The sequence below is a fragment of the Agrobacterium sp. S7/73 genome (assembly GCF_019355535.1).
GTDB lineage: Bacteria > Pseudomonadota > Alphaproteobacteria > Rhizobiales > Rhizobiaceae > Agrobacterium > Agrobacterium tumefaciens.
Genome location: NZ_CP072137.1, coordinates 599,587 through 625,389, shown reverse-complemented (window position 1 = coordinate 625,389; position 25,803 = coordinate 599,587). Strand labels below are relative to the sequence as shown.

General features: G+C 59.8%; 24 protein-coding genes. 16 read left to right on the top strand and 8 right to left on the bottom strand.

Annotation, left to right across the window (positions count from 1 at the left end):
- Positions 1 to 16: 16 nt before the first annotated feature.
- From J5276_RS17775 to J5276_RS17755, 5 genes are read right to left on the bottom strand one after another with little or no spacing between them, the layout of a single operon-like run.
- Positions 17 to 1,072 carry an aldo/keto reductase gene (locus tag J5276_RS17775; RefSeq protein WP_003511118.1) on the bottom strand — a complete coding sequence of 352 codons (1,056 nt, stop codon included), beginning with the start codon at positions 1,070 to 1,072 and terminating at the stop codon, positions 17 to 19.
- A gap of 18 nt (positions 1,073 to 1,090) precedes the next feature.
- The gene (locus J5276_RS17770) at positions 1,091 to 2,026 is read right to left on the bottom strand and encodes an ABC transporter ATP-binding protein (protein WP_174012028.1); all 936 of its coding nucleotides are present in this window, start codon (positions 2,024 to 2,026) and stop codon (positions 1,091 to 1,093) included.
- A complete protein-coding gene (locus tag J5276_RS17765; protein ID WP_065704268.1) occupies positions 2,004 to 3,002 on the bottom strand; it encodes an ABC transporter ATP-binding protein in 999 nt (332 codons plus the stop codon). The genes J5276_RS17770 and J5276_RS17765 overlap by 23 nt, the downstream gene beginning before the upstream one ends.
- Positions 2,999 to 3,994 (bottom strand): ABC transporter permease, encoded by a 996-nt coding sequence (locus tag J5276_RS17760; protein WP_065704266.1) that lies wholly within the window; start codon positions 3,992 to 3,994, stop codon positions 2,999 to 3,001. Before J5276_RS17760 ends, J5276_RS17765 begins: the two co-directional genes overlap by 4 nt.
- Entirely contained in the window at positions 3,991 to 4,980 is a 990-nt protein-coding gene (locus J5276_RS17755) for an ABC transporter permease (RefSeq protein ID WP_026330697.1), read from the bottom strand. Before J5276_RS17755 ends, J5276_RS17760 begins: the two co-directional genes overlap by 4 nt.
- 269 nt (positions 4,981 to 5,249) lie before the next feature.
- On the opposite strand from J5276_RS17755, the gene J5276_RS17750 reads away from it, so the two are divergent.
- From J5276_RS17750 to J5276_RS17740, 3 genes are all read left to right on the top strand, one after another.
- Positions 5,250 to 6,857 (top strand): ABC transporter substrate-binding protein, encoded by a 1,608-nt coding sequence (locus J5276_RS17750; protein ID WP_076845533.1) that lies wholly within the window; start codon positions 5,250 to 5,252, stop codon positions 6,855 to 6,857.
- Positions 6,858 to 6,969: 112 nt separating this feature from the next.
- Positions 6,970 to 8,001, top strand: a complete 1,032-nt coding sequence (locus tag J5276_RS17745) for an ABC transporter substrate-binding protein (protein WP_065704525.1) — start codon at positions 6,970 to 6,972, stop codon at positions 7,999 to 8,001.
- Positions 7,998 to 9,173 carry an acyl-CoA dehydrogenase family protein gene (locus J5276_RS17740; protein WP_065704262.1) on the top strand — a complete coding sequence of 392 codons (1,176 nt, stop codon included), beginning with the start codon at positions 7,998 to 8,000 and terminating at the stop codon, positions 9,171 to 9,173. Before J5276_RS17745 ends, J5276_RS17740 begins: the two co-directional genes overlap by 4 nt.
- A gap of 57 nt (positions 9,174 to 9,230) precedes the next feature.
- Here J5276_RS17740 and J5276_RS17735 read toward each other — a convergent pair whose 3' ends face one another.
- Complete coding sequence (locus J5276_RS17735) at positions 9,231 to 10,301, bottom strand: LLM class flavin-dependent oxidoreductase (protein WP_065704523.1); 1,071 nt, start codon at positions 10,299 to 10,301, stop codon at positions 9,231 to 9,233.
- Positions 10,302 to 10,700: 399 nt separating this feature from the next.
- Between J5276_RS17735 and J5276_RS17730 the strand changes: the two genes are divergently transcribed.
- The 5 genes from J5276_RS17730 (at position 10,701) to J5276_RS17710 (ending at position 14,811) form a co-directional block, all read left to right on the top strand.
- Positions 10,701 to 11,318 carry an alpha/beta hydrolase gene (locus J5276_RS17730; protein WP_065704260.1) on the top strand — a complete coding sequence of 206 codons (618 nt, stop codon included), beginning with the start codon at positions 10,701 to 10,703 and terminating at the stop codon, positions 11,316 to 11,318.
- Between the two features lie 217 nt (positions 11,319 to 11,535).
- Positions 11,536 to 11,733 carry a hypothetical protein gene (locus J5276_RS17725; protein WP_035199524.1) on the top strand — a complete coding sequence of 66 codons (198 nt, stop codon included), beginning with the start codon at positions 11,536 to 11,538 and terminating at the stop codon, positions 11,731 to 11,733.
- A 171-nt stretch (positions 11,734 to 11,904) separates the two neighbouring features.
- Complete coding sequence (gene ssuD, locus J5276_RS17720; RefSeq protein ID WP_003511099.1) at positions 11,905 to 13,074, top strand: FMNH2-dependent alkanesulfonate monooxygenase; 1,170 nt, start codon at positions 11,905 to 11,907, stop codon at positions 13,072 to 13,074.
- 195 nt (positions 13,075 to 13,269) lie between these two features.
- Positions 13,270 to 13,815 carry a flavin reductase family protein gene (locus J5276_RS17715; RefSeq protein WP_003511097.1) on the top strand — a complete coding sequence of 182 codons (546 nt, stop codon included), beginning with the start codon at positions 13,270 to 13,272 and terminating at the stop codon, positions 13,813 to 13,815.
- 51 nt (positions 13,816 to 13,866) lie between these two features.
- Entirely contained in the window at positions 13,867 to 14,811 is a 945-nt protein-coding gene (locus J5276_RS17710; RefSeq protein WP_065704256.1) for an acyl-CoA dehydrogenase family protein, read from the top strand.
- 7 nt (positions 14,812 to 14,818) lie between these two features.
- Here the strand turns inward: J5276_RS17710 and J5276_RS17705 are convergent, their stop codons facing one another.
- Positions 14,819 to 15,268, bottom strand: coding sequence for an Rrf2 family transcriptional regulator (locus tag J5276_RS17705; protein ID WP_003511094.1), 450 nt, complete (start codon positions 15,266 to 15,268; stop codon positions 14,819 to 14,821).
- 304 nt (positions 15,269 to 15,572) lie between these two features.
- On the opposite strand from J5276_RS17705, the gene J5276_RS17700 reads away from it, so the two are divergent.
- From J5276_RS17700 to J5276_RS17670, 7 genes are all read left to right on the top strand, one after another.
- Entirely contained in the window at positions 15,573 to 16,577 is a 1,005-nt protein-coding gene (locus tag J5276_RS17700) for an LLM class flavin-dependent oxidoreductase (RefSeq protein WP_065704254.1), read from the top strand.
- A gap of 23 nt (positions 16,578 to 16,600) precedes the next feature.
- A complete protein-coding gene (locus tag J5276_RS17695) occupies positions 16,601 to 17,941 on the top strand; it encodes an LLM class flavin-dependent oxidoreductase (RefSeq protein ID WP_065704252.1) in 1,341 nt (446 codons plus the stop codon).
- 85 nt (positions 17,942 to 18,026) lie between these two features.
- Positions 18,027 to 19,214 (top strand): M20 aminoacylase family protein, encoded by a 1,188-nt coding sequence (locus tag J5276_RS17690; protein ID WP_065704250.1) that lies wholly within the window; start codon positions 18,027 to 18,029, stop codon positions 19,212 to 19,214.
- A 23-nt stretch (positions 19,215 to 19,237) separates the two neighbouring features.
- Positions 19,238 to 19,795 (top strand): GNAT family N-acetyltransferase, encoded by a 558-nt coding sequence (locus J5276_RS17685; RefSeq protein ID WP_065704246.1) that lies wholly within the window; start codon positions 19,238 to 19,240, stop codon positions 19,793 to 19,795.
- 13 nt (positions 19,796 to 19,808) lie between these two features.
- Positions 19,809 to 21,614: an amino acid ABC transporter permease/ATP-binding protein gene (locus J5276_RS30740; protein ID WP_080671286.1), complete on the top strand. Its 1,806-nt coding sequence runs from the start codon at positions 19,809 to 19,811 to the stop codon at positions 21,612 to 21,614.
- A gap of 25 nt (positions 21,615 to 21,639) precedes the next feature.
- A complete protein-coding gene (locus J5276_RS17675) occupies positions 21,640 to 22,578 on the top strand; it encodes an ABC transporter substrate-binding protein (RefSeq protein ID WP_013761658.1) in 939 nt (312 codons plus the stop codon).
- A 133-nt stretch (positions 22,579 to 22,711) separates the two neighbouring features.
- The gene (locus J5276_RS17670; RefSeq protein WP_035199520.1) at positions 22,712 to 23,647 is read left to right on the top strand and encodes an ABC transporter substrate-binding protein; all 936 of its coding nucleotides are present in this window, start codon (positions 22,712 to 22,714) and stop codon (positions 23,645 to 23,647) included.
- Between the two features lie 88 nt (positions 23,648 to 23,735).
- Here J5276_RS17670 and J5276_RS17665 read toward each other — a convergent pair whose 3' ends face one another.
- Entirely contained in the window at positions 23,736 to 25,061 is a 1,326-nt protein-coding gene (locus J5276_RS17665) for an FAD-binding oxidoreductase (protein WP_060642327.1), read from the bottom strand.
- 231 nt (positions 25,062 to 25,292) lie between these two features.
- On the opposite strand from J5276_RS17665, the gene J5276_RS17660 reads away from it, so the two are divergent.
- Positions 25,293 to 25,769, top strand: a complete 477-nt coding sequence (locus tag J5276_RS17660) for an Lrp/AsnC family transcriptional regulator (protein ID WP_013761655.1) — start codon at positions 25,293 to 25,295, stop codon at positions 25,767 to 25,769.
- The last annotated feature ends 34 nt before the right edge of the window (positions 25,770 to 25,803 follow it).

The following is a 25,803-nucleotide window of genomic DNA, read 5'->3' as shown; positions in this document are numbered from 1 at the left end:
ATTTTCTTCTGGACGATCAGGCGACCGCGCGCGGCTTGACGACCGGGCGGGGAGCCGGTTCGATATTGCGCGGCACGCGGCCTTCGACGGGATGGCTCGGATCGTTGAAGCCGGGTGTCGAGGGATGGCCTGTCGTCACAAGGCTGTCGACCAGCGCCTCGTCTTCCGCATCGATCTTCACATCGAGGGCGCGGACGTAACCGTCCCAATGGTCTTCAGTGCGCGGGCCGGTGATCGCGGCGGTGACGAACTTGTTGTTCAGCACCCAGGCGAGCGCAAAATCCGCTGCCGAAACACCCTTTGATGCGGCGTGCGCCGCAACCTTCTGGGCGATTTCGACCGACTCGGGGCGCCATTCGGTTTCCAGAACCCGCTTGTCGCCACGGCCGACACGGGTATCTGCGCCCGGCTGCTCACCCGGCTGATATTTGCCGGTCAGCACGCCACGTGCCAGCGGCGAATAGGAAACGACGCCCAGCCCGTAATTATGTGCCGCAGGCAGCTGCTCGGCTTCGGCCGTGCGGTTGACGATGTTGTAGAGCGGCTGGCTGGCGATAGGCCGGTCGATGCCGAGCTGATCGGCCAAATGCGAAATTTCGGCGATGCGCCAGCCCCGGAAGTTGGAAACGCCGAAATAGCGCAGCTTGCCCGCACGGATGAGATCGGCAATGGCGCGTACCGGCTCTTCCAGCGGCGCGTCGAAGACGGCGCGGTGGAAATAGAGGATATCGATGTAGTCGGTGTTGAGACGGCGAAGCGAATTCTCGACGGTCTCGATCACCCATTTGCGCGAATGGCCGCCAAGGTTCGGACCCTTGGTGTGGGAATTGACGAATTTCGTTGCCAGAACCCAGTGATCGCGACTGGCCTTGATACCGCGACCAACGACTTCTTCCGACTTGCCGTCGTGATAGACATCGGCAGTGTCGATGAAGTTGATGCCCTGCTCGCGTGCCTTGTCGATGATGCGGAAGGCCACGTCATCCGGCGTCGGGCCTCCGAACATCATCGTGCCGAGGCTCAGCGGTGAAACTTTCAGCGCGCTGCGTCCGAGATAGCGATAGTCGACCATTATGGTTGCTCCTTCAGTTTATTGGGCATGGTGGCAAGCCACGGCGTAGTTCTTGCCGAAAAGGGTGTAATCCGGCGCTTTTTCGCGACAGAGATCGGTGGCGAGCGGGCAGCGGGTGTGAAACCGGCAGCCGGATGGCGGGTTGTGGGGGCTCGGCAGGTCGCCGGAAATGGGCGCTGCCTGCTTGCGGCGCGCGGGATCGGGAACGGCTGCGAGAAGCGCACGGGTATAGGGGTGTTTCGGCGAGGCCCAAAGCTCCGCGGTCGGCGCGCTTTCCACGATCTTGCCGAGATACATGACGAGAACGCGATCGGAAAAATAGCGTACGACCGAAAGGTCGTGGGATACGAAGAGATAGGACAACGAAAGCCGTTTCTTCATCTCCACCAGAAGGTTGAGGATCTGCGCCTGTATGGAAAGATCGAGCGCCGAGACAGGCTCGTCGCAGACGACCAGTTCCGGCTCGAGAACGAGCGCCCGGGCAATGCCGATGCGCTGGCGCTGGCCGCCGGAAAACTCGTGCGGATAGCGGTCGAGTGCATCAGGCGGCAGCCCCACCTGCGCGACGATCGCCTCGACGATCTCCCGCTGTTGCGCCCTGTCGCCAATGCCGTGCACCTTCAACGGCCCGGTAAGGATGGTTCGCACCGTCTGGCGCGGATTGAGCGACGCGAATGGGTCCTGAAAGATCATCTGGATGCGGCGGCGGATGCCGCGCAGCTGCGACGACGACATCGCCGTGACATCGGCGCCCTTGAAGGTGATCCTGCCGGAAGTGGGCTCCACCAGCCGCATCAGCGACTTGCCGAGCGAGGATTTGCCGCAGCCTGATTCACCCACCAGCGCCACGGTCTCGCCCGCCTCGATGTCGAGCGACACATCGTCGACGGCGCGGACTGGTCCGCGTCCTCCCGAATAGTGGGTGGAAAGACTATGCACTGACAAGAGCGTCATCGGATACCTCTTGGGATGTGGGGGATACGAAGGGGCAGGCGGCGTAGCGGCCTTCCGAGACGAGCCTCAGCGGCGGTACGAACTGCCCGCAGAAACCGCGGGCGCTCGGACAGCGTGGCCGGAAGGCGCAGCCGCGCTCCCCCGTGGCCGAAACGATTGAACCCGGAATTTCGATGAGTGGCCCGTCGCGATAATGCTGGCCGTCTTCGGCGCGCGGAGAGGCAGCCAGCAGGCCGCGCGTATAGGGGTGGTAAGGATTGGAGAAAACCGGTTCAGGCAATCCTTCTTCCACCTTGCGGCCGGCATACATGACCATGACCCGATCGGCCCATTGCGCCACAATGCCAAGATCGTGGGTGATGAGGATGATGGCCATGTTGAGATCGCGGCGCAGATTGTCGAGCAGCTGCAGGATCTGCGCCTGTATCGTCACGTCGAGCGCGGTCGTCGCCTCATCGGCGATCAGTAGTTTGGGATTGCAGGCAACGCCGATGGCGATCATGACGCGTTGGCGCATGCCGCCGGAAAGCTGGTGCGGATAATCGTCCACGCGGCGCTGGGCGTCGGGAATATTGACGAGGTCCAGAAGCTCGATGGCGCGTTTGCGCGCCTGGTGCCTGTCGATCCTTTCATGGATGCGCAGCACCTCGATGATCTGTTCGCCCACCGTCAGGACCGGGTTCAGCGAGGTCATCGGTTCCTGAAAGATCATGCCGATATCGCGGCCGCGAATGCCGCGCCATTGCCGCTCGGAAAGCGGCAGGAGATCGCGGCCTTCGAGCAGAACACGCCCGCCGGTTTTTGCATGCGACGGCAACAGGCCGATCAGGCCGAGCGCAGTCAGTGATTTTCCCGAGCCGCTTTCGCCGACGATTGCCAGCATTTCGCCGGACTCCACATCGAAGCTGACGCCCTTGACCGGTTGGGCTGAGCCGAAGCTGACGGAAAGATCGTGGACTTCGATAAGTTTGCTCATCGGCGTTCCTCCGAAAAACGGGGGTTGAGCGCATCGTTGAGACCGTCGCTGATGAGGTTCAGCGAAATGACGGTGAAGACGATGGCGAGGCCGGGAAGGGCGGTCAGATACCAGGCGGTGCGAATGACGTCGCGTCCCGACCCGATCATCGAACCCCAGGAAACACGGTTGGGGTCGCCAAGTCCCATGAAGGAAAGGGCTGCTTCCATGAGGATCGCACCCGCCACCATGACGGAGGAGGTGACGATGATCGGCGGCAGGGCGTTGGGCAGAATTTCCTGAAACACGATACGCGCATGGCCATAACCGAGGCTTCGTGCGGCAAGCACATAGTCCTTCTCGCGGATGGCGCGGAATTCGGCGCGGGTCAGGCGCGCAACAAGTGGCCAGGTAATGATGCCGATTGCCGAGGTTACCGTGGTGACCGAAGGCTGGGCAATGGCGACGAGCACCACCAGCAGCACGAAGTTCGGCAATGTCTGGAAGATTTCGATGATCTTCACAAGAATATCGTCGATGATGCCACCGAAATAACCGGCGAAAGCACCGATTGTTATGCCGATCGTCAGCCCTATCAGGGTGGCGACGACACCGACGGTGAGCGAGATGCGTGCGCCATGCACGATGCCCGCCAGCACATCACGCCCCATGGAATCGGTGCCGAGCGGATAGGCTGGATTCTGGCCGGGCCAGAGGAAGGGGCGGGCCACCATTTCCAGCGGATCGCCCGGATAGATCAGCGGGGCCGTGACAGCGGCGATGAGGACGGTGGCAAGGAACAGCAGCCCAACGATGGCGTTGGGATTGGTCAGGAAAATCTTCAGTTCCCGCCGCAAGCCGCGCCGCGGCACGGAGACGGAGCGGGCTGAAAGCGCGTCCGGCGCATGGATATAGGGCCAGACTTTTTCTTCAGGTTTTTTAGGTTTGGGATTGCTCTCTTCGGCACTGAGTTCGGCCGCGTCGAGAACTGCTGATGTCTGGGAGGAATTCATCGGCTTTCTCCGATGCGGGGGTCGAGCCATGCCTGCAACAGGTCCACGGCGGCATTGACAATGATGACGACAAGGGAAGAGAGAAGCAGAATGCCGAGCAGCACGCTGAAATCGCGGGCCATGACGGCCTCGAAAGCAAGACGGCCAAGGCCTGGCCAGCTGAAGACCGTCTCGACCACGACCGCACCGCCCAGCAGGCCGCCAATATGCATGCCGGCCATGGTGGTGATTGGGATGAGCGCGTTGCGCAGAATATGGCGTGTGGTGAGCCGGAAAGGCGAAACGCCTTTTGCCCGTGCCGTGCGCACATAGTCCTGGGATTTGACTTCCAGCATCGCCGCGCGGGTGAGGCGGGCATAAATCGCCAGAAAATAAAGCGCCAGCGAAAGGGCGGGGAGAACGATATAGCGCAGCCTGTCCAGAAAAGCGTCGAGGCCGGTGAGGCTGCTGCCGATGGTGCTGTCGCCGCCAGACGGAAGCCAGCCGAGCTTGACCGAGAACGTGAGGATAAGCATCAGGCCGATCCAGAAGCCCGGCACGGAATAAAAGATTAGCGAGCCAATCGAAATGATCCGGTCCGGCAGCTTGCCGGAAAAGAGCGCCATGATGGAGCCGAGGAAAACGCCGACGAAAATCGCAATGCCAAGTGCTGCTCCCATCAGCGCCAGCGTGCCGGGCAACCGCTGGCCGATAAGATCGGCGACCGGCATGCCGTAGCGGGGTGAAAAGCCGAGGCTGAACTGGGCCAGATTGCCGAGATAGTTCATGAGCTGATGGACGACCGGCAGGTCGAGCCCGAAGCGTGAGCGAATTTCGGCCATGGTCTCGACGGTCGCCGAACCCGCTTCCGCGGCCAGCACGTCAGCCGCATCACCAGGCGCCAGCTGCAGCAGGAAGAAGTTCAGGATGACGATACCGAGAACCGTCGGGACGGCCTGAATGGCCACCCGCCTTGCCTGCGATAAAATCCGTTTCGAATTCGACATCGGCTCCAGTCCATTCGCTTGAAAACATGAAATCGGCCCGTAAAGGCGTTGGTATTAGTTGACTAATTTTATGGAATTTGTCAAAGAGTAATAGAATTATTTTCTGAAATTTACGGAAAAATGCGCCATAAAGAAAAGATAATTCCTATTTATGAGAATGGTTGGTGCTTCATGCCAATCTCACTCTCGTCTGCGGAACAAACTTCTTCCCAAGCGCGGCCGTTCAGTTTTGCCGGTTTTTCGCCGGTTCAATTAAGGAGAGGTATCGCATGACTGTTTTCAACCAGACGACGCGCCGCGGATTTCTGCTGGCGTCGGTGGCTCTTGGCGTGGTGTCGTTGCCGGGGCTGAAGCTCAACGCGGCGGAGCCGGCAAGCGGTGGCACAGCCACCCTACTCATCTCATCGGAGCCGCCGGTTCTGACGACGATCGCGCACACGGCCTATAATTCCGTCTACATATCGCCCAAGGTCACGGAAGGCCTGCTGACCTATGATTTCGACCTCAACCCCAAGCCGCTCCTGGCCAAATCATGGGATGTCAGCGGCGATGGCCTGCGTTACACCTTCAATCTGAGACCCGGTGTAAAATGGCATGACGGCAAGCCTTTCACATCTGCCGATGTGGCGTTCTCCATCAACACCATCAAGGAAGTGCATCCGCGCGGGCGCAATACCTTCCTGAACCTCACTGCTGTCGAGACCCCGGATGATCTGACGGCCGTGCTGGTTCTTTCCAAGCCTGCGCCGTATCTGATAACGGCGCTTGCCGCTGCTGAAACGCCTATCGTGCCCAAGCATCTTTATGAAGGCACGAAAGTCACCGAAAATCCCATCAATCTCGCGCCTGTTGGTACCGGCCCGTTCAAGTTCAAGGAATGGGTGCGCGGCAGCCATATCGTTTTTGAGCGCAATGCCGATTATTGGGATGCGCCGCGCCCCTATCTCGACAAGCTGATTGTTCGCTTCATTCCAGATGCGTCGGCCCGTGCCATCGCAATCGAAACCGGTGAGATCGATCTCGCTCCGAGCACCCCGGTCGCCTATAGCGATCTCGACCGGCTGAAGGAGCTGCCGAGCCTCGGCTTCGAGACCAATGGCTATCAATATACCAATTCGATCAGCCGCGTGGAGTTCAACCTCGAGAAGGACGTGTTCAAGGATGTCCGCGTCCGCCGCGCCTTCGCGCATGTCATTGACCGCAAAGTCATCTTCAACACGGTCAATTATGGCTATGGCGCGACAATCACCGGCCCGATCAATCCGAAGCTGACGAAATGGTTCGTGGACGATCTGAAGACCTATCCGATCGATCTGAAGGCGGCCGAAGCGCTGCTGGACGAGGCGGGATACAAGCGCGGCGCGGATGGTATCCGTTTCAAGCTCAATCTGGACTATGTGCCGAGCACCGAAGCCTATCCGCGTGGCGCGGACTATATTCGCCAGGCGCTGGCGAAGGTCGGTGTGGATGTGACGGTGCGGACGCAGGATTTCGCCACCTATACCAAGCGCATCTACACGGATCGCGATTTCGATTTTGCCTATGAGGGCATGAGCAATCTCTTCGACCCGACCGTCGGTGTGCAGCGGCTATACTGGTCGAAAAACTTCAAGAAGGGCGTGCCCTTCTCAAATGGCGCCGCCTACAGCAACCCCAAGGTGGATGCGCTGCTGGAAGCTGCCGCTGTCGAGATCGATCCGGACAAGCGCGTCGCGCAATGGAAGGAAATACAGCAGATCCTCGTCGATGACGTTCCTGCCATCGATATCGTTGCTGCACCTGAAATCACCATCTTCAACAAGCGCATTGCCGATCACACTATCGGTGCAGAAGGCGTCGCGGGCAGCTTGGCCTTCGCGCATATCGCGGCATCCTGATCGTCTCGCCAGCCCCTGCCCGCCGTTTGCGGCGGGCAGGGGCATCTCCCTTTCGTCGACGGGCACCGCAGCATCGCTTTCTGGTGTCATCGTTTTCATCGAGGCCAAAGCCATGAGCACGACACTTTCTGAAATCTGGTACACACGTTGCCCGGTGCCCACGCCCGTGGGGCTTGCGGCGCAGCTCGGTTATCTCGCGCAGACCTTTGAGGATGTGGGGATATCGCTGAAATCCATCATCGATTCACCGGATCGTTCTGTGCGGCAGAGCCATTTCAACCACACGCTGGAATGGTCCTTCCGCCACGGCGGTAATGTGCCCCCTATCCGCGCCCGCTCGGAAGGGCGCAATACGCGTCTTATCGGCATTACCTGGACCGATGAGTTCCAGGCGATCATCACCCTTCCGGAAAACGGTATCCGCTCGCTTGCCGATCTCGTCGGCCGCCGTTTCGGTGTGCCGCGCAGACCTGATGGGATTGTCGATTTCATGCGAGCGACAGCATTGAAGGGCATCGTTTCGGCGCTTTCGCTGGAGGGGCTGAGGGTCGAGGATATCGAGCTGAAGGATATCGTGATCAAGGATTCCGTGCTGGCGACACAGGAGGGACCATCCCTTTTCGGCCTGAAGCGGCGACAATCCTTCGGTGAGGAGATCATCGCGCTGTTGCGGGGTGAGGTCGATGCGATTTTCGTCAAGGGTACTGCCGGTATCGCCGCCGCGAACCTGATCGGCGCCGTGCAAGTGGCGGAATTCGGTTTTCACCCCGACCCGAAGATACGTATCAACTCCGGCTCTCCCCGCGTGCTGACAGTTGACGGACGACTTGCCGATGAGCGCCCCGATCTGGTGGAGCGGCTGGTTGCCGCCATTGCCAAAGCCTCGCTCTGGGCGGAGCAGCATCCGGAAGAGACCCGCCGTTTTATCGCGCGCGAGGCGGGTGCGACCGAAGAGCAGGTTCTGGCCGCCAACGGCCCGGATGTCCACCGCCATCTAGGTCTTGGCCTCGATGCAGACCTCGTCGCCGCCGTCGGCCATTACAAGGATTTCCTGCATCAATGGGGTTTCCTTGAAAACGACTTCGATCTCGCTGCGTGGATCGATGACCGTTTCGTCACGACCAGTGAAAGGGCGGTGGCATGAGCGGCGCTTTATCCGCCGTTCCGAGCCCGGAGCAGCACTTGAATCCCGTCGCCATCGCAACCGCGCTCGCCGAAGATTTCAGCCTGACTGCGGCGGAGTATGACAAAAGCGGCGAATTCGCCGCCGGTAATTTCGAGGCACTTTTCAAGTCTGGCCTGCTTGGTCTCGTGACGGCTGAAAAGGACGGTGGTTGGGGAGAGGGCATGGAAACCGCGCATGCCGTCATCGCCGCCATTGCCAAGGGTGATCCGTCAACCGCCCTCATCCTTGCCATGCATTACAGCGTTCATGCTGCCATCCGGCGCGGCAGGTGGCCGGCAGATCTCGCGGCAAAAGTGCTGGCCGCCAATAACAGGGAGCGGGCGCTTCTGAACAATGCGCAGGCAGAGCCGGGGATCGGTTCCCCGGCCCATGGCGGACTGCCGGAAACGACGGCGCGGATCGAGGGCGATTTCTGGGTGGTCAATGGCCGCAAGAGCTTCGTCACCGGCCTGCCGGGTCTGAAATGGGCGATTGTACTTGCCGTCACGACGGAAGAGGCGCCGCGTCTGATCCAGCTTCTGGTCCCGCTCGATGCGCCGGGCATCGGCCGGGAAAAGGCATGGGAAGCGACAGGAATGTATGCCACCGCCAGCGACGATCTCCTGCTTGAGAATGTGAGGGTGCCGCTCGCCGATATCGTTGCCGAACAGCCGGCGGACGAGCCGTTGCGGCGGGATGAGGCGGACGGTTACAATTTCTTCGTGCTGCTGGCCTCCGTCTATCACGGTGTCGCGCTTTCGGCGCGTGACGCCCTCTTGCGCCATCTGACAGGCCATGTTCCGGCAAGCCTCGGCGCGCCGCTGTCATCCATTCCGCGCATTCAGGAAGGTGTGGGCGAGATCGAGGTACTTCTTGCGGCCAACAGGCGTCTGCTCCGCTCCGTCGCGCGTGATATCGATGCGGGTGAGAGGGTAGGCACGGATGCGCTCGCCGTTCGTCATGTGGTGATCGACAATGCGCTGGCAGTGACGGATCTGGCGCTGGAGCTTGGCGGCAATCGCGGCCTTCGCCGGGACTATAATCTCGAGCGGCATCACCGCGACGCCATAACGGCAAGGGCGCATGCGCCGCAAAGCCACATGATCCGAACTATCCTCGGCCGTCAGAGCATCAAGGCTGTTGGCGGCTGACCGTAGAAGACATGGGCGGCTTTGTTTGGCAGGCCGCCCATGTTGACGCCGCCCGCATCAGTCCCGGAGTAGCGGCAACAGCTTGTCGCCCTGCCGTTCAATTTCCTGAAGATAGGGCGTGTCGGAAAGCACGAAATGGGTGATGCCAAGCGCGCGGTATTTGCGCAGCGACGCGGCGACGTCTTCCGCCGAACCGACGAGCCATGTCGTTGCGGCACCGCCTCCGCCAAATTTGCCGGGTGCGGTATAAAGATTGTCGTCCAGCACATCGCTCTGCGTGTGCAGATCCAGCAGGCGGCGCTGGCCGACCGCGACACCTTGCAGATGATCGTTCCAGCGCACGCCATTGTTCGCAGCCATCTCCGCCACCTTTGCTTCCGCATCGCGCCAAGCCTCAGCCGCGGTTTCGCGCACTAGCGTGGTGATCCGCAGACCGAATTGCAGCGGCGGCAGGTCACGGCCGAGGGTCTCACTGAAATGTCTGAGACGTTCGATCCTTTCGCGCACGCCGGCGAGCGGTTCGCCCCAGAAGAGCTGGACATCGGCTTCAGTTGCGGCAACCTGTTCGGCGGCCTCGGACGCGCCGCCGAAATAAAGTTTGGGATGTGGCCGGCCGGCACTCTCGCTGATGCGCGGCGAGACGGTGGAGTTCTTGACCCGGAAATGGTCGCCATTGAAAGTGACGTTTTCCTCAGTCCAGAGCCGCCGCACCAGCCGCATGAACTCCTTCGTGCGCGCATAACGCTGCGCCTGATCGCCTTCTTCGTCGCCATAGGCCGCAAGCTCGTCCCTGCCGGAAACGACATTGATTCGTACCCGGCCACCAGAAAGCTGATCGAGCGTGGCGGCGGCCGATGCGAGATTGGCCGGCTTCCAGTAGCCGGGGCGGATAGCGATCAGTGGCTCGAAAGTGGTGGTACGCGCGGTAAGCGACGCCGCAACCGTAAAGGTATCCGGACGCCCCCAGCCTGTGCCGATCAACGCGCCCTTCCAGCCATGGTTTTCCAGCGCCCTGGCATGGGTAGTTAAAGTATCGAGGCTGTTGTGGTTTTCGCTGACGGCGTCGCCCCGATGTCCGGGTTTGACGTCATTGGGGATGTACCAGAGAAATTCGCTCGTGCTGCTCACATTATCCGCCTGAATTTTCGCTTTATGTCGCGGTGGAATGGCCCTGCCGAGGCTCGGCATTTGCCATTTTGAGGTTCGGGAGGTTGAGGTCTCCGACAGTGCGAGAATGACAAACCGGCGGCGGCACGGCCAAGCAGCGGCGTTTCTTTTGGAATGCGGCAGAGGAAAAGCTTTCCGCGCGGTTTGCTCGATTAGAACATATTTTCTATGGAAAATATTTTAGGCAATGATTCCACATGCGCAGTGCCAAGGCTGCTGCCGAGAACGTATTTTTTGCCGCAACGGAATTGTCTGGATCGATTTTTCTCGAGTTCGGAAAAGCTGAGCAAGGCAATAGTCGACTAAAATTGCGAAATTCACCATTCTTGGCACACCCCGCCCGCAAACCACGGAGTAGGCATGTGTACCACCTTGATTGTCCCCGGCCTCAACGGTTCGGATGAGGGGCATTGGCAGCGGCACTGGCTGCTGGAAGATTCGGAGGCGCAGCTGGTCGATCAGCAGAATTGGGAATGCCCGGTTCTTGAATACTGGCTTGAGCGTCTGGAAGCGGCGCTCGCCGCAACCGAAAGCGCCTATATTGTCGCCCACAGCCTGGGTTGCCTGCTCGTCGCCAATATGGCGACACGACCCGTGGCCAGCAAAATCAGGGGTGCGCTTCTGGTGGCGCCCGCCCATCTCGACAGAGTGGAGGCAATGCATCCATGCATCGTCCGCTTCGGCGCATTTCCTCGGTCGCCGCTCACCTTCCCCAGTCTCGTCGTAGGTAGCATGAACGACCCCTATATGAACCCGGACGAGTTAGCCCGCACCGCTGCTGACTGGGGAAGCGATATCGTCAATCTCGGCTCCGTTGGACACATCAATATTGCCGCCGGTTTCGGCCGGTGGTCCGAGGGCTATGCTCTTTTCGCACGCCTGAAAGCGGCGTCCGAAATCAAGGCCAGCAGATCGAGGAAGCGCGGATCACCCGTTCTGCACGGTGCGCTGCTGCAGGGTGATGCCGGCGCTCTATAGTCTTTTCGTCCCAAGTCCGTGCTTTCAGCGGCCATCGTGTCGGTGCCATTGCGATGACCCCTTTATTGGCGGTTCGAAACGGAATTTTTCCCGCTGCCGCAACCTTAGTCCACGTTTGCCGGCAATCCGCCAATTATAGAATAGTAATTTTATGGAAAATATTGACCAATCTGGGCGCTCGCCGGAGGATAGAGCGAATTGACCAAAGGAGGCGCACATGCCGCAGGGACTTCATGCGTTTACTGTCGATCTGTTCGGTCTGGCCAGGCGTAGGCCGCGAGGGGTTGATCAGGGCAGTCTCCAGCCGCTGGATCATTCCGGTCGTATCAAGCGGGAAAAGAGCGATCTCGACCTTGAGCGGGAAGAGATTTACGAAATGAATTTTGCGATGCTCGGACTTTATCCGGTCCTCTGACACAGGGAGGCGAAAGGTTTGTTTTCGCTTCCCAGACCCATTTCCCAGCGGAGATAAACTCTCCTTGCGGCACGGAAATTGGAACAAAATTTCTTAAACGCGGCGGGGAATTGGCTACCCTTTTAGTACCCAGCCGAATTGCCCGATGGGCGGATTGCAAAGGACCTGTCGATGAGCACAGCTGACAAACCACTCGATTTTCTGTGGTTCATACCCACCTCAGGCGACGGCAGCTATCTTGGCTCCGACGATCTGTCACGTCCCGCCGATCCCGGCTATTTTCGGGAAATAGCGCAGGCTGCGGATCGGCTCGGTTATTCCGGGGTGCTTATTCCTACCGGCGTCGCCTGCGAGGAATCCTTCATCCTCGCGGCCAATCTCGCCGCCTATACCGAGAAACTGAAATTCCTCGTCGCCATCCGTCCGGGCGTTGCCTCGCCGGCCTATTATGCGCGGCTGGCCTCCACGCTGGACCGTGTTTCCCATGGTCGGCTGCTTCTCAACATCGTCGTTGGCGGCAGCGCGCAGGAGCTGGCTGGTGATGGCATCTTCCTGCCGCACGACGAGCGTTACGACCACGCTGACGAGTTCTTCCAGGTGTTCAATTCGTTGATCGAAACTGGCAAGGGAGATCTCGACGGCAAATATATCAAGGCACAGGGTGCCAGGCTCGGCCTGCCACCGGTGCAGGAACCGCGTCCGCCCCTTTATTTCGGCGGCTCCTCCGATGCCGGGATCGAGTTCTCGGCCGGTATCACCGACAAGTATCTGACCTGGGGTGAGCCGCCGGCACAGGTGGCGGAAAAAATCGCCAAGGTTCGCGCCGCCGCAGCGAAAAAGGGGCGAGAAGTGACATTCGGCATTCGCCTGCATTTCATCGTGCGCGAAACCGATGAGGAGGCCTGGGCCGATGCGGACAAACTGATTTCCAAGCTTTCCGACGAAACCATCGCTTCCGCTCAGGAGGCCTTCTTAAAGGCGTCGGATTCGGTCGGTCAGGCAAGGATGCGGGCGCTGCATAATGGCCGGCGTGACCAGCTTGAAGTCTCTCCGAACTTGTGGGCGGGAATCGGTCTTGTCCGCTCTGGCGCCGGCACCGCGCTGGTGGGTTCGCCGAAGACAGTTGCGGCACGGCTGCGGGAGTATCAGGCGCTGGGCATCGATACCGTCATCGCATCGGGCTATCCGCATCTGGAGGAAGCCTATCGTCTATCCGAATTGCTGTTTCCGGAAATCGGGCTTGATGGGCCACGTAATCAGATCCGTTCGTCTTTCGGCACAAAACAGGTTTTCGGCGGCGGCGGCCACGGCGGTAACGTCAAGCTGGTATCCGGCTCGTGATCAATCGCCGGAAGGCAGGCGGCCCTGTCTTCCGGTTAGCCTTTCCTATGGGCGTCATTCGGCGGAGCGTTCACGGGAGAGCGGCATATAAAACATTATTTCCATAGAATATAAGTATTATGGAATACGATGTCTATTTCACGCCCCGCCGCCGCTGCTAACTATTGAGCAACAAGCTGTTTTCAGGAGCGATCGATGACATTGCAATATGCGGCCAAGGATCAACAATTCATCAATCTCCGCGATCCCGTCTCTGGCAAGGCGCCGGATGCCGATAGCCTTAAGGCGGCGCTCAGGACGCTGGGCGGCGGTGTCAGTGTCATTACGGCGGGCGAGGGTGATGCGCGCACGGGTGCTACGGTAACATCCGCCACAGCCCTGTCGGTCGATCCGCCAAGAATTCTGGTTGCGCTCAACCGCTCCTCCTCCACATGGCCTGTGGTGCAGCGCTTCGGCCATCTGGCGGTGAATATTATCGGCCCGAACCATCAGTTCATCGCCAACCAGTTTGCCGGTGTTGGCGGTCTGAAAGGTGTGGACCGTTATCGCGGCGCGGAATGGACCCGTCTGGCGAGCGGCGCGCCCATCCTCGAGGACGCCGTTGCCGCGATCGATTGCACCATCGAGGAGGCGATCGAGCGCCACAGCCACGTCATCATCATCGGCAAGGTGGAGGCGATCCGCATCGGGTCGGGTCACTCGCTGGTCTATCAAAACGGCCGTTATCATTCGCTGGACTGAGCTCCGGCCTTTCCGGCGCTTTCACTGGGTCATTCTTTGAGGGAGTTGAGCATGGGATCTGTCACGCCGCTCGGCGAAAGAATTCGTTTCGTGTCCCCGCGTCTCGGCGCGGATGGGGATGTACTGACCGTTGCCCGGACGATTGCCGAAAAATGCGCGGTGGAAAGTGCCGCACAAATCCACGCGCGGATTGCCCGTTCCGGCCTTCTCGCCCTCTCCGTTCCAAACGATCTGGGCGGGGCGGACATCACAAACGACGTTCTCTCGCAAGCTCTCTCGATTATTTCCGCGGCGGATGCGGAGGCGGCGCATGCGCTTGCCGAACACTTCACGGCGCTCGAATTCATCAGGAACGCCGGTAGCGAAGAGCAGCGCAAAACCCTCTTCGCCCGCCTCGATCTTGGTGAGACTTTTGCGCTTGCCTCATCTGACGCCGGCGTGGATCAGGCGGTTCTGTTGACTGGCGACGACTATGGCTTGCGGCTGCCCGCTGACATTGCCCGATCTGTTACCTCAGATGCAGACTGGATCGTTGTCCCGGCAGTCAACGCGGCAGGGCAGGCCGTGCTCGTTGTTCTTCGCAATCGCCCGGATACATCATGGGACGGCCTGCTGCGCGCCGATCAGGTCGCGTTTCTTGCGCAGGGCGCTGGAAATCTGGCAGCCTCCGTTTTCACCCTTCTGAAGGCCGCCGTGGCTCTGGGTGAGAAACAGCGTGAGCTTTCAGCGTTGCTGATTGACAGATTGGCCGAGGACGGTGATGCGCGCCCCCTTATCGGCGAAATATTTCTCGCAATCGAATTGCTGAAGGCACAGATTTCCCGCCTCGCGGCCAATATCGATGCGGCGCAGGTGGGGGCGGAAAGCGTGACCTTTCGCTCTGTCCGCAACAATGCCATCACGCTGGAAATTCTAATGGCCCGTCTCGGCCTTATCGATGGTGCAAGCGAATCCGGCCTGATTGCGACCCTGGGAGACGATCTGCGCCGGCAGTAAACGGCGCTTACTCGCCTGCCGGAATAAATTGCGCGTCTTGTCCGCCTTTTGCCACGAATTGTGCGAGCGTCATATTGTCCAGGATTGTTGCGATGGCGTCCCGCACGTCCGTCATCGAAACCCTGACCTGACAGGTCTCGGGATCGTCGCAGTCGTCGCAGGCTTCAAAAGCGGTGCGGCTGGCACAGCGGATGGGGGCCAAGGGCCCGTCCAGCGTTCGGATGACCTGCCCGATCATGATTTCCGATGGCATTTTCGACAGCGAATAACCGCCATTCGGTCCCTTCTTGGAACGCAGAATGCCGCTGTTGCGCAGTTCCAGAAGAATAGTATCCAGAAATTTTTTCGGAATATTGTTGCGGGTTGCAATCTCGGTCACAAAGGCGGTCTCGCCCTGGGGCAACCGCGCCAGATCGACAAGAGCCTTCAGTCCGTATTTGCCTTTTTTGGTCAACATCGCATGATCCGCAAAGAGGGCCAGCACCTTCTGAGTGCCGGGTTATGGTGTTCTCAACTTACTAAGTAGTTTTTACCGAATTCCCGCGCAAGTCCGTTTCGTCCCGGCTCGATGCACAAAGCGGCTTTACACCATCGTTTTTCGCCCTGTTTCCTCATCGTTTCGGATTGCTTTGCCAAAGACGCCTGCCGAAACCATAGCGGGAAACAATATTTTCTCTGATCGCGTCGCAACGTGGAACGAACGTCCTTTATTACTATATAAAATCAGTAGACAAAGTATGCATCAAAAGACATGCGAGGTGATGATGTATACTCTCAGTTTGCTGGACAAGAGCCCTGTTCCAACGGGTGAGAACGCGGCAAGCGCGTTCCGCGACACGATCAATCTCGCCAAACGCGCCGAAGAACTGGGCTATCGCCGATTCTGGGTGGCAGAACATCACAATTCGCCGGAGCTTGCCGGTTCCGCGCCGGAAGCGCTGGTTGCATGGATTCTGGCGAAGACCTCTCGTATCCGCGTCGGCTCGGGCGGCGTGATGCTGCAGCATTACAGCCCCTACAAGGTCGCCGAGGTTTTCAACGTGCTGTCGTCGCTTGCCCCCGGTCGGGTCGATCTCGGCGTCGGCAAGACACCGGGCGGGCTGCCGCTTGCGACGTCTGCCCTACAGCAGGCCTATGATCCCGCTCGCAAGCCGGATTTCGAAACGGCTTTTGGTGAGCTTACCACATTTCTCTCCGGTGCCGCGCCGAAGGGGCATGCGCAGGCCGGGTTGCAGGCAACACCGGTGCCGCCGGTTGCGGTGGAACGGTTTCTGCTCGGTGCCAGCCCGGAAAGCGCAAGGCTTGCAGCTTCCAAAGGATGGAATTTCGTCTTTGCCGGCCACCTCAATGGTGATCCGGAGGTTCTTCGCAGCAGCCTCTCGGCTTTCCGTGAGGAGAGCGGCGGAAGGGCGCCGATCCTTGCCCTCTCCGTCTTTGCCGCCAGTGATCCCGACCATGCGGCGCGGCAGGTGGAAGGTCAGCGCATCTACCGGGTGTTCCTCAGCGACGGCAAGGCGTTCAACCTTGGCCGCCGTGAACAGGCGGAAGAATTCGCCCGCCAGTCCGGCGATACCGATTATCGCATCGAGGAGCGTAAGCCCAACGTCCTGCATGGCGGGCCGGACGATATTCACAAGGCGCTGCGCGCGCTTTCCGATGAGCACGGTATCGAGGAATTCATCGTGGAGCCGCCGCATGTGGGGGCCGATCAGAGGCTCGCCTCGATCGAATTGCTGGCCACACACCGCCTTTCCAGGGCCGCGTGAACTTGTCCTCAGGAGGAAATGACATGACGAAAAAGACAATCCATTTCGGCATTATGCTCCAGGGCCCCGGCGGGCACATGAACGCCTGGCGGCACCCGAAAAGCCCTGTTGATGCCAGCGTCAACTTCGATTTCTTCAGGAAGAACGCGCTGAAGGCAGAAGCCGCCGGCATCGCCTTCGCCTTCGTTGCCGACGGGCTTTACATCAACGACAAGTCCATTCCGCATTTCCTCAACCGGTTCGAGCCTTTGACCATCCTTTCGGCGCTCGCCTCCGTCACCTCGAAGATCGGTCTTGCCGGCACGGTTTCGACCTCCTACAGCGAGCCCTTCACCATCGCGCGCCAGTTCGCCTCGCTCGATCTTCTGAGCGGTGGCAGGGCCGGCTGGAATGCAGTGACGACGCCACTCGAAGGTACGGCGAAGAACTACAGCCGCAACCATCCCGAACATGCGCTGCGTTACGAGATCGCCGATGAATATCTGGAGGTGATCAAGGGCCTGTGGGACAGCTGGGACGACGATGCCTTCGTGCGTAACCGCGAGACGGGACAGTTCTTCGACAGGCAAAAACTCCACACGCTCGGCCACAAGGGTCGCTTCTTCCAGGTGGAAGGCCCGCTGAACATCCAGCGTTCGCCGCAGGGGCAGCCGGTGATTTTCCAGGCGGGTTCTTCGGATGCCGGTATAGGGCTTGCGGGTAAACATGCCGACGCCGTTTTTACTAATTCTGCGTCGCTCGAGGAAAACCAGACATTCCTCAAGCGCGTGAAGCAGAGTGCTGTCGCGCAGGGCAGATCCGCAGCCGACGTGAAGATTTTCCCTGGCATCGGGCCGATTGTGGGCGAAACGCAGGAGGAGGCGGAAGCGAAATACGACATCATCCGCAACCTCATCACCATCGAGGATGCGCTCGCCTATCTCGGCCGTTTCTTCGACCACCACGACTTCAGTGTCTATCCGCTGGATGAGCCTTTCCCCGAACTTGGCGAGATCGGCAAGAACAGCTTCCGTTCGACGACCGACCGCATCAAGCGCCGTGCGAAGGAAAAGAGCCAGACGTTGCGCGAAGCGGCGCTGGAGGCGGCGACCCCGCGCGAAGGTTTCATCGGAACTCCGGACAAGGTGGCGGACGAGATCATCCGCTGGGTTGAGCACGATGCGGCCGACGGTTTCATTCTGGGCTTCCCGGTGATTGCCGAAGGGCTGGATGATTTCATCCGCCTCGTCATACCGGTGCTGCAACGGCGCGGATATTTCGAACCGCATCTGGAAGGCAGAACGCTGCGTGAGCATCTCGGCCTGCCTTTCAAGGACAGCATCTATTCCCACGCTGAAAGCGGTTCCAGCAAGGCGATCGCATAAAAGCGGGGTCGGGCGGCAGCCATTGCCGCCCGGAGAGAATTTCAAGGTGCTGTGCGGGTAAAGCGCAGCGCAGGAGACCAGAACCATGAATATCCGCATTGACGGCGCGCGTCCGCAGGACGACGCCGAACGGGGAATCCTTGCCTTCATCGAGGAAAGCATCGCCATCCGGCACGATCTTCACCGACATCCGGAGCTTTCGCTTGGGGAAAAGCGCACGGCGGCGCTCGTTGCCCGTTATCTCCTCTCCTTCGGATATGAGGTGACCGAGGGTGTCGGGGGCCATGGCGTCGTCGCCACCTTGAAACGTGGTCATGGTGACAAGCGTCTGGGTATCCGCGCCGATATCGACGCCCTGCCCATCGTCGAGGAAACCGGTCTTGCCTATGCCAGCCAGACACAGGGTGTGATGCATGCCTGCGGTCATGACGGTCACACGACTATCCTGCTCGCCGCTGCCCGTTATCTAGCTGAAACATCGAGTTTTTCCGGCACGCTGACGCTGATTTTCCAGCCCGCCGAGGAAATCGGTGCGGGTGCTAGAGCGATGATAAAGGACAGGCTTTTCGAGCGGTTTCCCGTCGATGCCGTGTTCGGGCTGCACAATTGGCCGGGTGTCGAAACCGGACAATTCGGCTTTGTCGAAGGGCCTGCCATGGCCTCCGTCGACAAGGCGAAGGTTCGGATCATCGGCAAGGGCGGGCACGGGGCGGCGCCGCATGAAACGGTTGATCCGGTTCTTGCCTCGGCAAGCTTCGTCACCGCCTTGCAGAGCATCGTCTCGCGCAATGTCGACCCGCGAGACATGGCGGTGCTGACGGTAGGCTCCATCCATGGCGGAACTGCTTCCAACGTCATTCCCGAGAGTGTCGAACTGCAGATTACCGCGCGGGCCTTTTCGCCCGCCGTGCGCGACAGACTGGAGGAGCGGCTTCCCGCCCTTGCCAAAGCACAGGCGGAAAGCTTCGGCGCAAGCGCCGATGTCACCTACTCCCGTGGCTTCCCGCCCGTCATCAATCACATCAGGCAGACAACGTTTGCCCGCGACGTCGCCAAACGGCATTTTCCAGCCGAACAGGTTGCAGAAGGCTTTCAGCCGCGAACGGCGAGCGAGGATTTCGCCTTCATGCTTCTGGAGCGGCCGGGCTCCTATCTCTTCGTCGGCAATGGCGAGAGCGCGCCGCTGCACAGCCCTCACTACGATTTCAACGATGCGATCATTGCGCCTGCGGCACGCTTCTGGGTGCGTCTGGCCGAAGCATACCTCTCCTGATGCAACGAGTTTAGGACAACGAGATGAGCGACAGTTTTCTCTACACATCGGTCAAGGATCCGCTCGCAACCCCGCTTCTGGAGGAGTTGCTGTTCGAATATGACAGCCGCTACGGCACATATTTCAACGCGGAAGGCGCCAAAGCGGAACTTAACAAATATCCGCCGGAGGCTTTCAGCCCGCCGTCGGGCAATTTCCTGCTGCTCTTGCGTGGCGGCAAGGCGATCGCCGGCGGTGCCTTCATGCGCTACGACGAGGAAACCGCCGAGTTCAAGCGGGTCTGGACCCATTCGGCCCACCGCCGGCAGGGGCTTGCCAAAATAGTGCTTCAGGAGCTGGAGCGGCAGGCGATCCGGCAGGGTTACGCCCGTGTCTATCTGACCACGGGCTTCCGCCAGCCGGAAGCGGTCGGCCTATATCTCACCAACGGTTATCGCGCGTTGTTCGATACGTCGGCCGATCCTGAAACGATCAGGTCGCTGCCTTTCGAAAAATGGCTTGCCGATAGCGCCTCCGCCTCCGTTGCGGAAAGCGCGTCGATACCGGCGGCCCGGCCGCATTCTTCCCCGGCCCACCCGTGAAAGGCTTTTTCCGATGACGATAGCCTCTGATTTTCCGCATGTTGCATTGAACGACCAGAAGGGTGAACCGATCAAGGGTGGGTATTCCCATTTCCGCATCGTGCCGGCCCGCTACCCCTTGCGGACGGTGGGAACGGTCTTCTCAGTACTCATCATTGCGGCCGTTCTGCATTCCGTTTTCGGCAATCCGCGCTGGGGCTGGGATGTCTTTGCGGAATGGTTTTTCGCTGAACCGGTGTTGGTCGGCTTAGGACGGACGCTGCTGCTGACCGCGCTCGGTGCGGTGCTCGGCTTCGCGCTGGGAACGCTGCTGGCGCTTGCGCGCGTTTCACGCTCGCCGCTGCTGGTTGCCGTATCCTGGACCTATATCTGGATTTTTCGATCCATCCCGCTGATCGTGCTTTTGCTGATCCTCAACAACCTCGGTTATCTCTATGAGACCGTGACGATCGGTGTGCCCTATACCGGCATCAACTTCTTCAGCTGGAATACCACGCAGCTGATGACGCCGTTTGCGGCCGCCGTTCTAGGGCTGACGCTCAATCAGGCCGCCTTCGCATCCGAAATCGTCCGTGGCGGCATTCTCTCGGTTGATCAGGGGCAGCTTGAGGCTGCCGCAGCACTCGGCCTTCCCCGGCGGCGGCAGGCGTCCCGCATCGTTCTGCCGCAGGCGATGCGCTCCATCTTGCCCACCGCCTTCAACGACATCATTGGCCTCGCCAAGGGGACTTCGCAGGTCTATATCCTTGCCCTGCCGGAGCTGTTCTACACGATCCAGATCATCTATCGCCGCAATCTGGAAGTGATCCCGCTGCTGATGGTCGCGACCGTCTGGTATCTGGTGATACTGACGGCGCTTTCGATCGTGCAGCACCATATCGAGCGGCATTTTTCACGCGGTGCACTGCGCAACCCGCCGCCATCGCTGTTCGCCACGATTTACCGCACCTTCCTGCCGCGCAAACCCTTGCCTGAAGCCGTGGAAACGGTGGCCACGACAGCCGTAAGGCCCGAGCGTTCGGTGCCTGCCCGTGCCGTGAGCTTTCAGCTCGGAAATCGTGGCGGGTCGGTCAATATTCATGGCGTTTCGAAATCCTTCGGGTCGCTGAAGGTGCTTGATGATATCAGCCTTTCCATTCCGGCAGGCAGTGTCACCACCATTCTCGGCCAATCCGGCTCCGGCAAGTCCACATTGCTGCGCTCCATCAACCATCTCGAGCGCGTCGATGACGGATTTATCGCCATAGACGGTGAACTGGTCGGTTATCGTCAAAAGGGCGATACGCTTTATGAGCTGAAGGAACGGGAAATCCTCAAGCGCCGCGCCGAAGTGGGCATGGTGTTTCAGAGCTTCAACCTGTTCCCGCATCTGACCGCGCTTGAGAACATCATCGAAGCACCCATAGCCGTTCGTGGCATATCGAAAGAGCAGGCGCAGACCGAGGCGCGCGATCTTCTGGCTCGCGTCGGCCTTGCCGAAAAAGCTGGCGCTTATCCCCGTCAGCTTTCCGGCGGTCAGCAGCAACGCGTGGCGATCGCCCGGGCGCTGGCGTTGCGGCCGAAGGTGTTGCTGTTCGATGAGCCGACATCCGCGCTCGATCCTGAACTCGTCAACGAAGTGCTTGATGTCATCAAGGAGCTTTCCCGCTCCGGCGTCACGCTCATCATCGTTACCCATGAAATCGGTTTTGCCCGTGAAGTCTCCGACAGGGTCGTCTTCATGGAACAGGGCCGCATCATCGAAACAGGCACGCCGGACCAGGTGTTCAACAGCCCGGAACATCCCCGCACCGCCGAATTCCTCGCAAAAGTTCTCTAATCAAAACAACAAAGGAAACACTCGCATGGCTTTTTCATCGAAATTATTGTCGTTCCTTGCAGGCGGTCTTTTCACCGCTACCACCGCGCTGATACCGGCTGCGCATGCGCAGGAAATCGACCTGTCGCCGGAGCAGAAGGGGCGAGTGCGCGCCGAGAAGGTGGAAGAAGCGATCAAGCTTCTGCCCGCTGGCCACAAGTTCGTCGCGGATGGAAAGTTGACGGTCGCGACCGTGCCTTTCCGGCTGCCGCTGGTCGATTATGCCAGCGATACAAAAACGCCTATTGGCGTGGAGCCGGATATCGCCCAGCTGGTTGCTGACAGTCTTGGCCTTGAACTTCAGCTAGTTCCCATCGCCTGGGCCGATTGGCCGCTGGGCCTCACCTCCGGCAAATATGATGCCGTCACCTCCAACATCACGGTGACGGAAGCCCGTAAGGAAAAATTCGACTTCTCCAGCTACCGCAACGACCTGCTCGGCTTTTACGTGGGCAGCAACAGCAAGGTGACGAGCATCAGTAAGCCCGAGGATGTTGCCGGGTTGAAGGTTATCGTCGGCGCTGCCACCAATCAGGAGCAGATCCTGCTGAAATGGATCAAGGACAACAAGGCCAAGGGTCTGGCCGACACCGATGTGCAATATTACGACGATCAGGCCGTGCTCGATGTCGCCCTGCAATCCGGCCGCGCGGACGCCTATCTCGGCCCCAACGCGACGTCAGCCTTCCAGGCAGCAAGCCAGAAGAAGACCAAGCTCGTTGGTACCTTCTCCGGCGGCTGGCCGGAAGCGGCGGAAATCGCTGTTGCCTCCAAAAAGGATGCCGGAATTGCCGCAGCCATCACGGCGGCACTGAACGCCCAGATCAAGAACGGCAATTACGGCAAGGTTCTCGCCCGCTGGAACCTCGGTTCGGAAGCCATCACCGAATCCCGCACCAATCCGCCCGGTCTGCCCAAGAGCTGAGTGCTGGTTTGCTGCCAGAAAGCTGAGTTTCCACAAAGCTGAGTTGAAGGTGGGACATCACTCAGCCGGTAGCGCGGGCCTCCTCCCGTCCGCGCTACCTCCGTCCTGCAATTCATTTTATCGGGGAGCCAGAATGGCACTCACCTCTCGTCTTGCCACAGTCACGTTCGGCGTTTTTCTCTCTATCGCCGCTTTCGGGTCGGCTTTCGCAACTGATGTCTTCGATCTTTCGCCAGACCAGCCTGGCCGGATCAGGGTAGAAAAAGACCCCGCAGCGATCGCCGCCATCCCGAAAGATTTCAAATTCATCACCCCGGGCAAACTCACGGTCGCGGTTGCACCTGGCGGACCACCGCTCGCGACCTATGCGACGGACGCCAAGACCGTGGTGGGTGCCGATCCGGACTATGCGCTTGCGGTGGCTGATAGTCTCGGCCTTGAGCTTGAGCTGGTTGCTGTCGCCTGGGCCGACTGGCCGCTGGGGCTTGCCTCCGGCAAATACGATGCTGTCATCTCCAATGTCGGGGTGACCGAGCAGCGCAAGGAGAAGTTCGACTTCTCCACCTATCGTCAGGGCCTGCACGGCTTTTTCGTGAAGTCCGACAGCGGCATCACCGCCATAAATGAGCCGAAGGATGCGGCGGGCCTGAAGATCATCGTCGGCGCTGGAACCAATCAGGAGCGTATTCTGCTGAAATGGAATGACGAGAATGTAGCCGCCGGTTTAAAACCGCTCGAGCTGCAATATTATGACGACGAGGCCACCCGGCTTGTCGCGCTTTCTGCCGGGCGGGCCGATGTGATCGTCCAGCCGCATGCGCAGCTGGTCTTCATCGCCGCGCGTGACAAGACCATCAAGCGTGTCGGAACACTCTCCGCCGGCTGGCCGGAACGTTCGGATGTCGCCATCACCACCCGCAAGGGTTCGGGACTGGCCGATGCGCTGACGCTCGCCACCAACGATCTGATCAAGAGCGGCGCTTACGCGAAGATACTGGAACGCTGGCAGCTTTCGGAAGAGGCCTTGCCGGAATCGAGAACCAACCCACCCGGCCTGCCGAAAAGCTGACCGGTCGAATAAATGCGGTGGACGGCAGCACCCGCAGGTCATGCCTGCGGGTGCTGTTTTGATTCGTCTGTTGGCCTGCGCAGAACAATCAGAAATCCGCGACCTTGCCCCATGACGAGTCAAGGAAACGGCTGGGATGATACGGGGCGGGGTCAACGATCGGGGTTGAACCCGTCACGATATCGGCGATCAGGTGGCCAGCGCCGGGGCCGATGCCGAAACCGTGGCCGCTGAAACCGGCGGCGAGGATGAAGCCGGGCAATTCGCTGGTCTCGCCGATGGCGGGCACACCATCCGGCGTGCTGTCGATGAAGCCGGCCCAGGCAGCGGATATCTGGGTTTTGCGGAGTGCAGGCAGAAGTTCCAGCGCCCTTTTGTGGGTCTCACGGATGGCGGCGGCATTCGGTTTCGGATCGAGAATACGAACCCGTTCCATCGGCGTCGGCGCATCGAGCCGCCAGTGTTTCAGCGTTTCGTGCCCACCGCGAATCCCCTCCAATCCACCCGGTCGCAGGCTGCGCCAGCGCTTGAGGAACATCGGAACGAATTCGCGTGCAAACCGCATTTGCTGCGCGGTCGGGTCGATGCGACCGAGGCCGCTGATGGCGAGCGTGTAACCGCCGTTGCTCCGGCGTGTTACAGAAACGGCTTTTGTATGCAGCGCATCCGGCAGTCCTTCTGCACCTGCCGTGACGGACAGAATTGAGGAGCGGACAGCGGCCTGCGGAAAACGAATTCCAAGCTGGCGGCAGAAGGACGAGGCCCAGGCGCCGCCGGACATGATGGCGGTTTTGGTGCGGATCGTGCCTTTTTCGGTAACGACGGCGCTAACGCGACCACCTTCCGTCTCCAGACCGCGCGCGGCGCAATTCTGGTGCACCGTTCCGCCCAGCTTCATGAGGGCACGCGCGACGGCCGGCGCCGCCATCGAGGGATCGGCGGTGCCGTCCGTTGGCGAAAAGACGCCACCCTTCCAGCGTTTTCCAGTTGCGCGTCCGCGGTTGCTCGCCTCATCCGCGCTCAACATATGCGTCGTCACGCCTGCGGTGATGGCAAAGTCGCGCCAGCGCGCCCAGCCGGCAATTTCAGCTTCGTTGTCGCTCAGGTAGAACAATCCGCAGCGGCGAAAACCGGTGTCTTCGCCGCTTTCTGCGGCAAACCGTTCCCAGAGCGTCAGGCTCTGCGTTGAAATCGGCAATTCGCGGGCGTCGCGGTTCTGCTGCCGGCACCAACCCCAGTTGCGGCTGGATTGCTCCGCGCCAACAAGACCTTTTTCGACAAGAGCCACTTTCAGGCCACGCCGGGCGAGGTAATAGGCTGCGAACACGCCGACGATACCGCCGCCAATAATGACGGCGTCCGCCGATTTCGGCAGTTCCGGTGATGTCGTGATCTGTTGCAGCGGCGCAGGCATGGTGGGGCTCCTTGTATTCGTCTTAATTTACCTTGGTCGCCGGGTAAACGCTGCCAGACTGCGCCGATTGCCGGAATCTCCTGCTGTTCGTAGCCATGTCTGCAACTCTTTATGCTGGATGAAAAAAACATCCCCGCGTCGACAGGGCACGCTCATGTGATAAGATTTCCATGGCCGCGTCAGAATTTTATGCCGCGCGCACGAAAAAATATAAAAGGGGTTCCGCACGTGATGAAACTTGACCGGATCGACATCAAGATCCTTTACGAACTCCAGAAAAATGGTCGCATCACCAATGTCGAGCTGGCGGAGCTTGTCAATCTCTCGCCAAGCCCCTGCCTGATGCGCGTCAAGAAGCTTCAGGCCGAGGGCTATATCGAAGGTTATTCGGCACAGATCAACATCAACAAGCTCGGCCAGACGCTGACGGTATTCACCGAGATCACGCTCAAGAACCACCGCCAGATCGACTTCGCCCGTTTTCTCGGCGTTATCGAAAAGATCGATCAAGTGGTAGAATGCCACCTCGTTTCAGGCGGTTACGATTACCTCCTGAAATTCGTCACCTCCGGCATCGTCGAATATCAGTCGATCATGGAGCGGCTGACGGACATGGATGTCGGTATCGACAAATATTTCAGCTTCGTTGTGCTGAAATCTCCGATCATCAAATCGCATATGCCGCTGACCAGCCTGTTTCCGCTTTGAGGTGGAAGACGTCCCTTTGCAGGGGCGCCAGAAT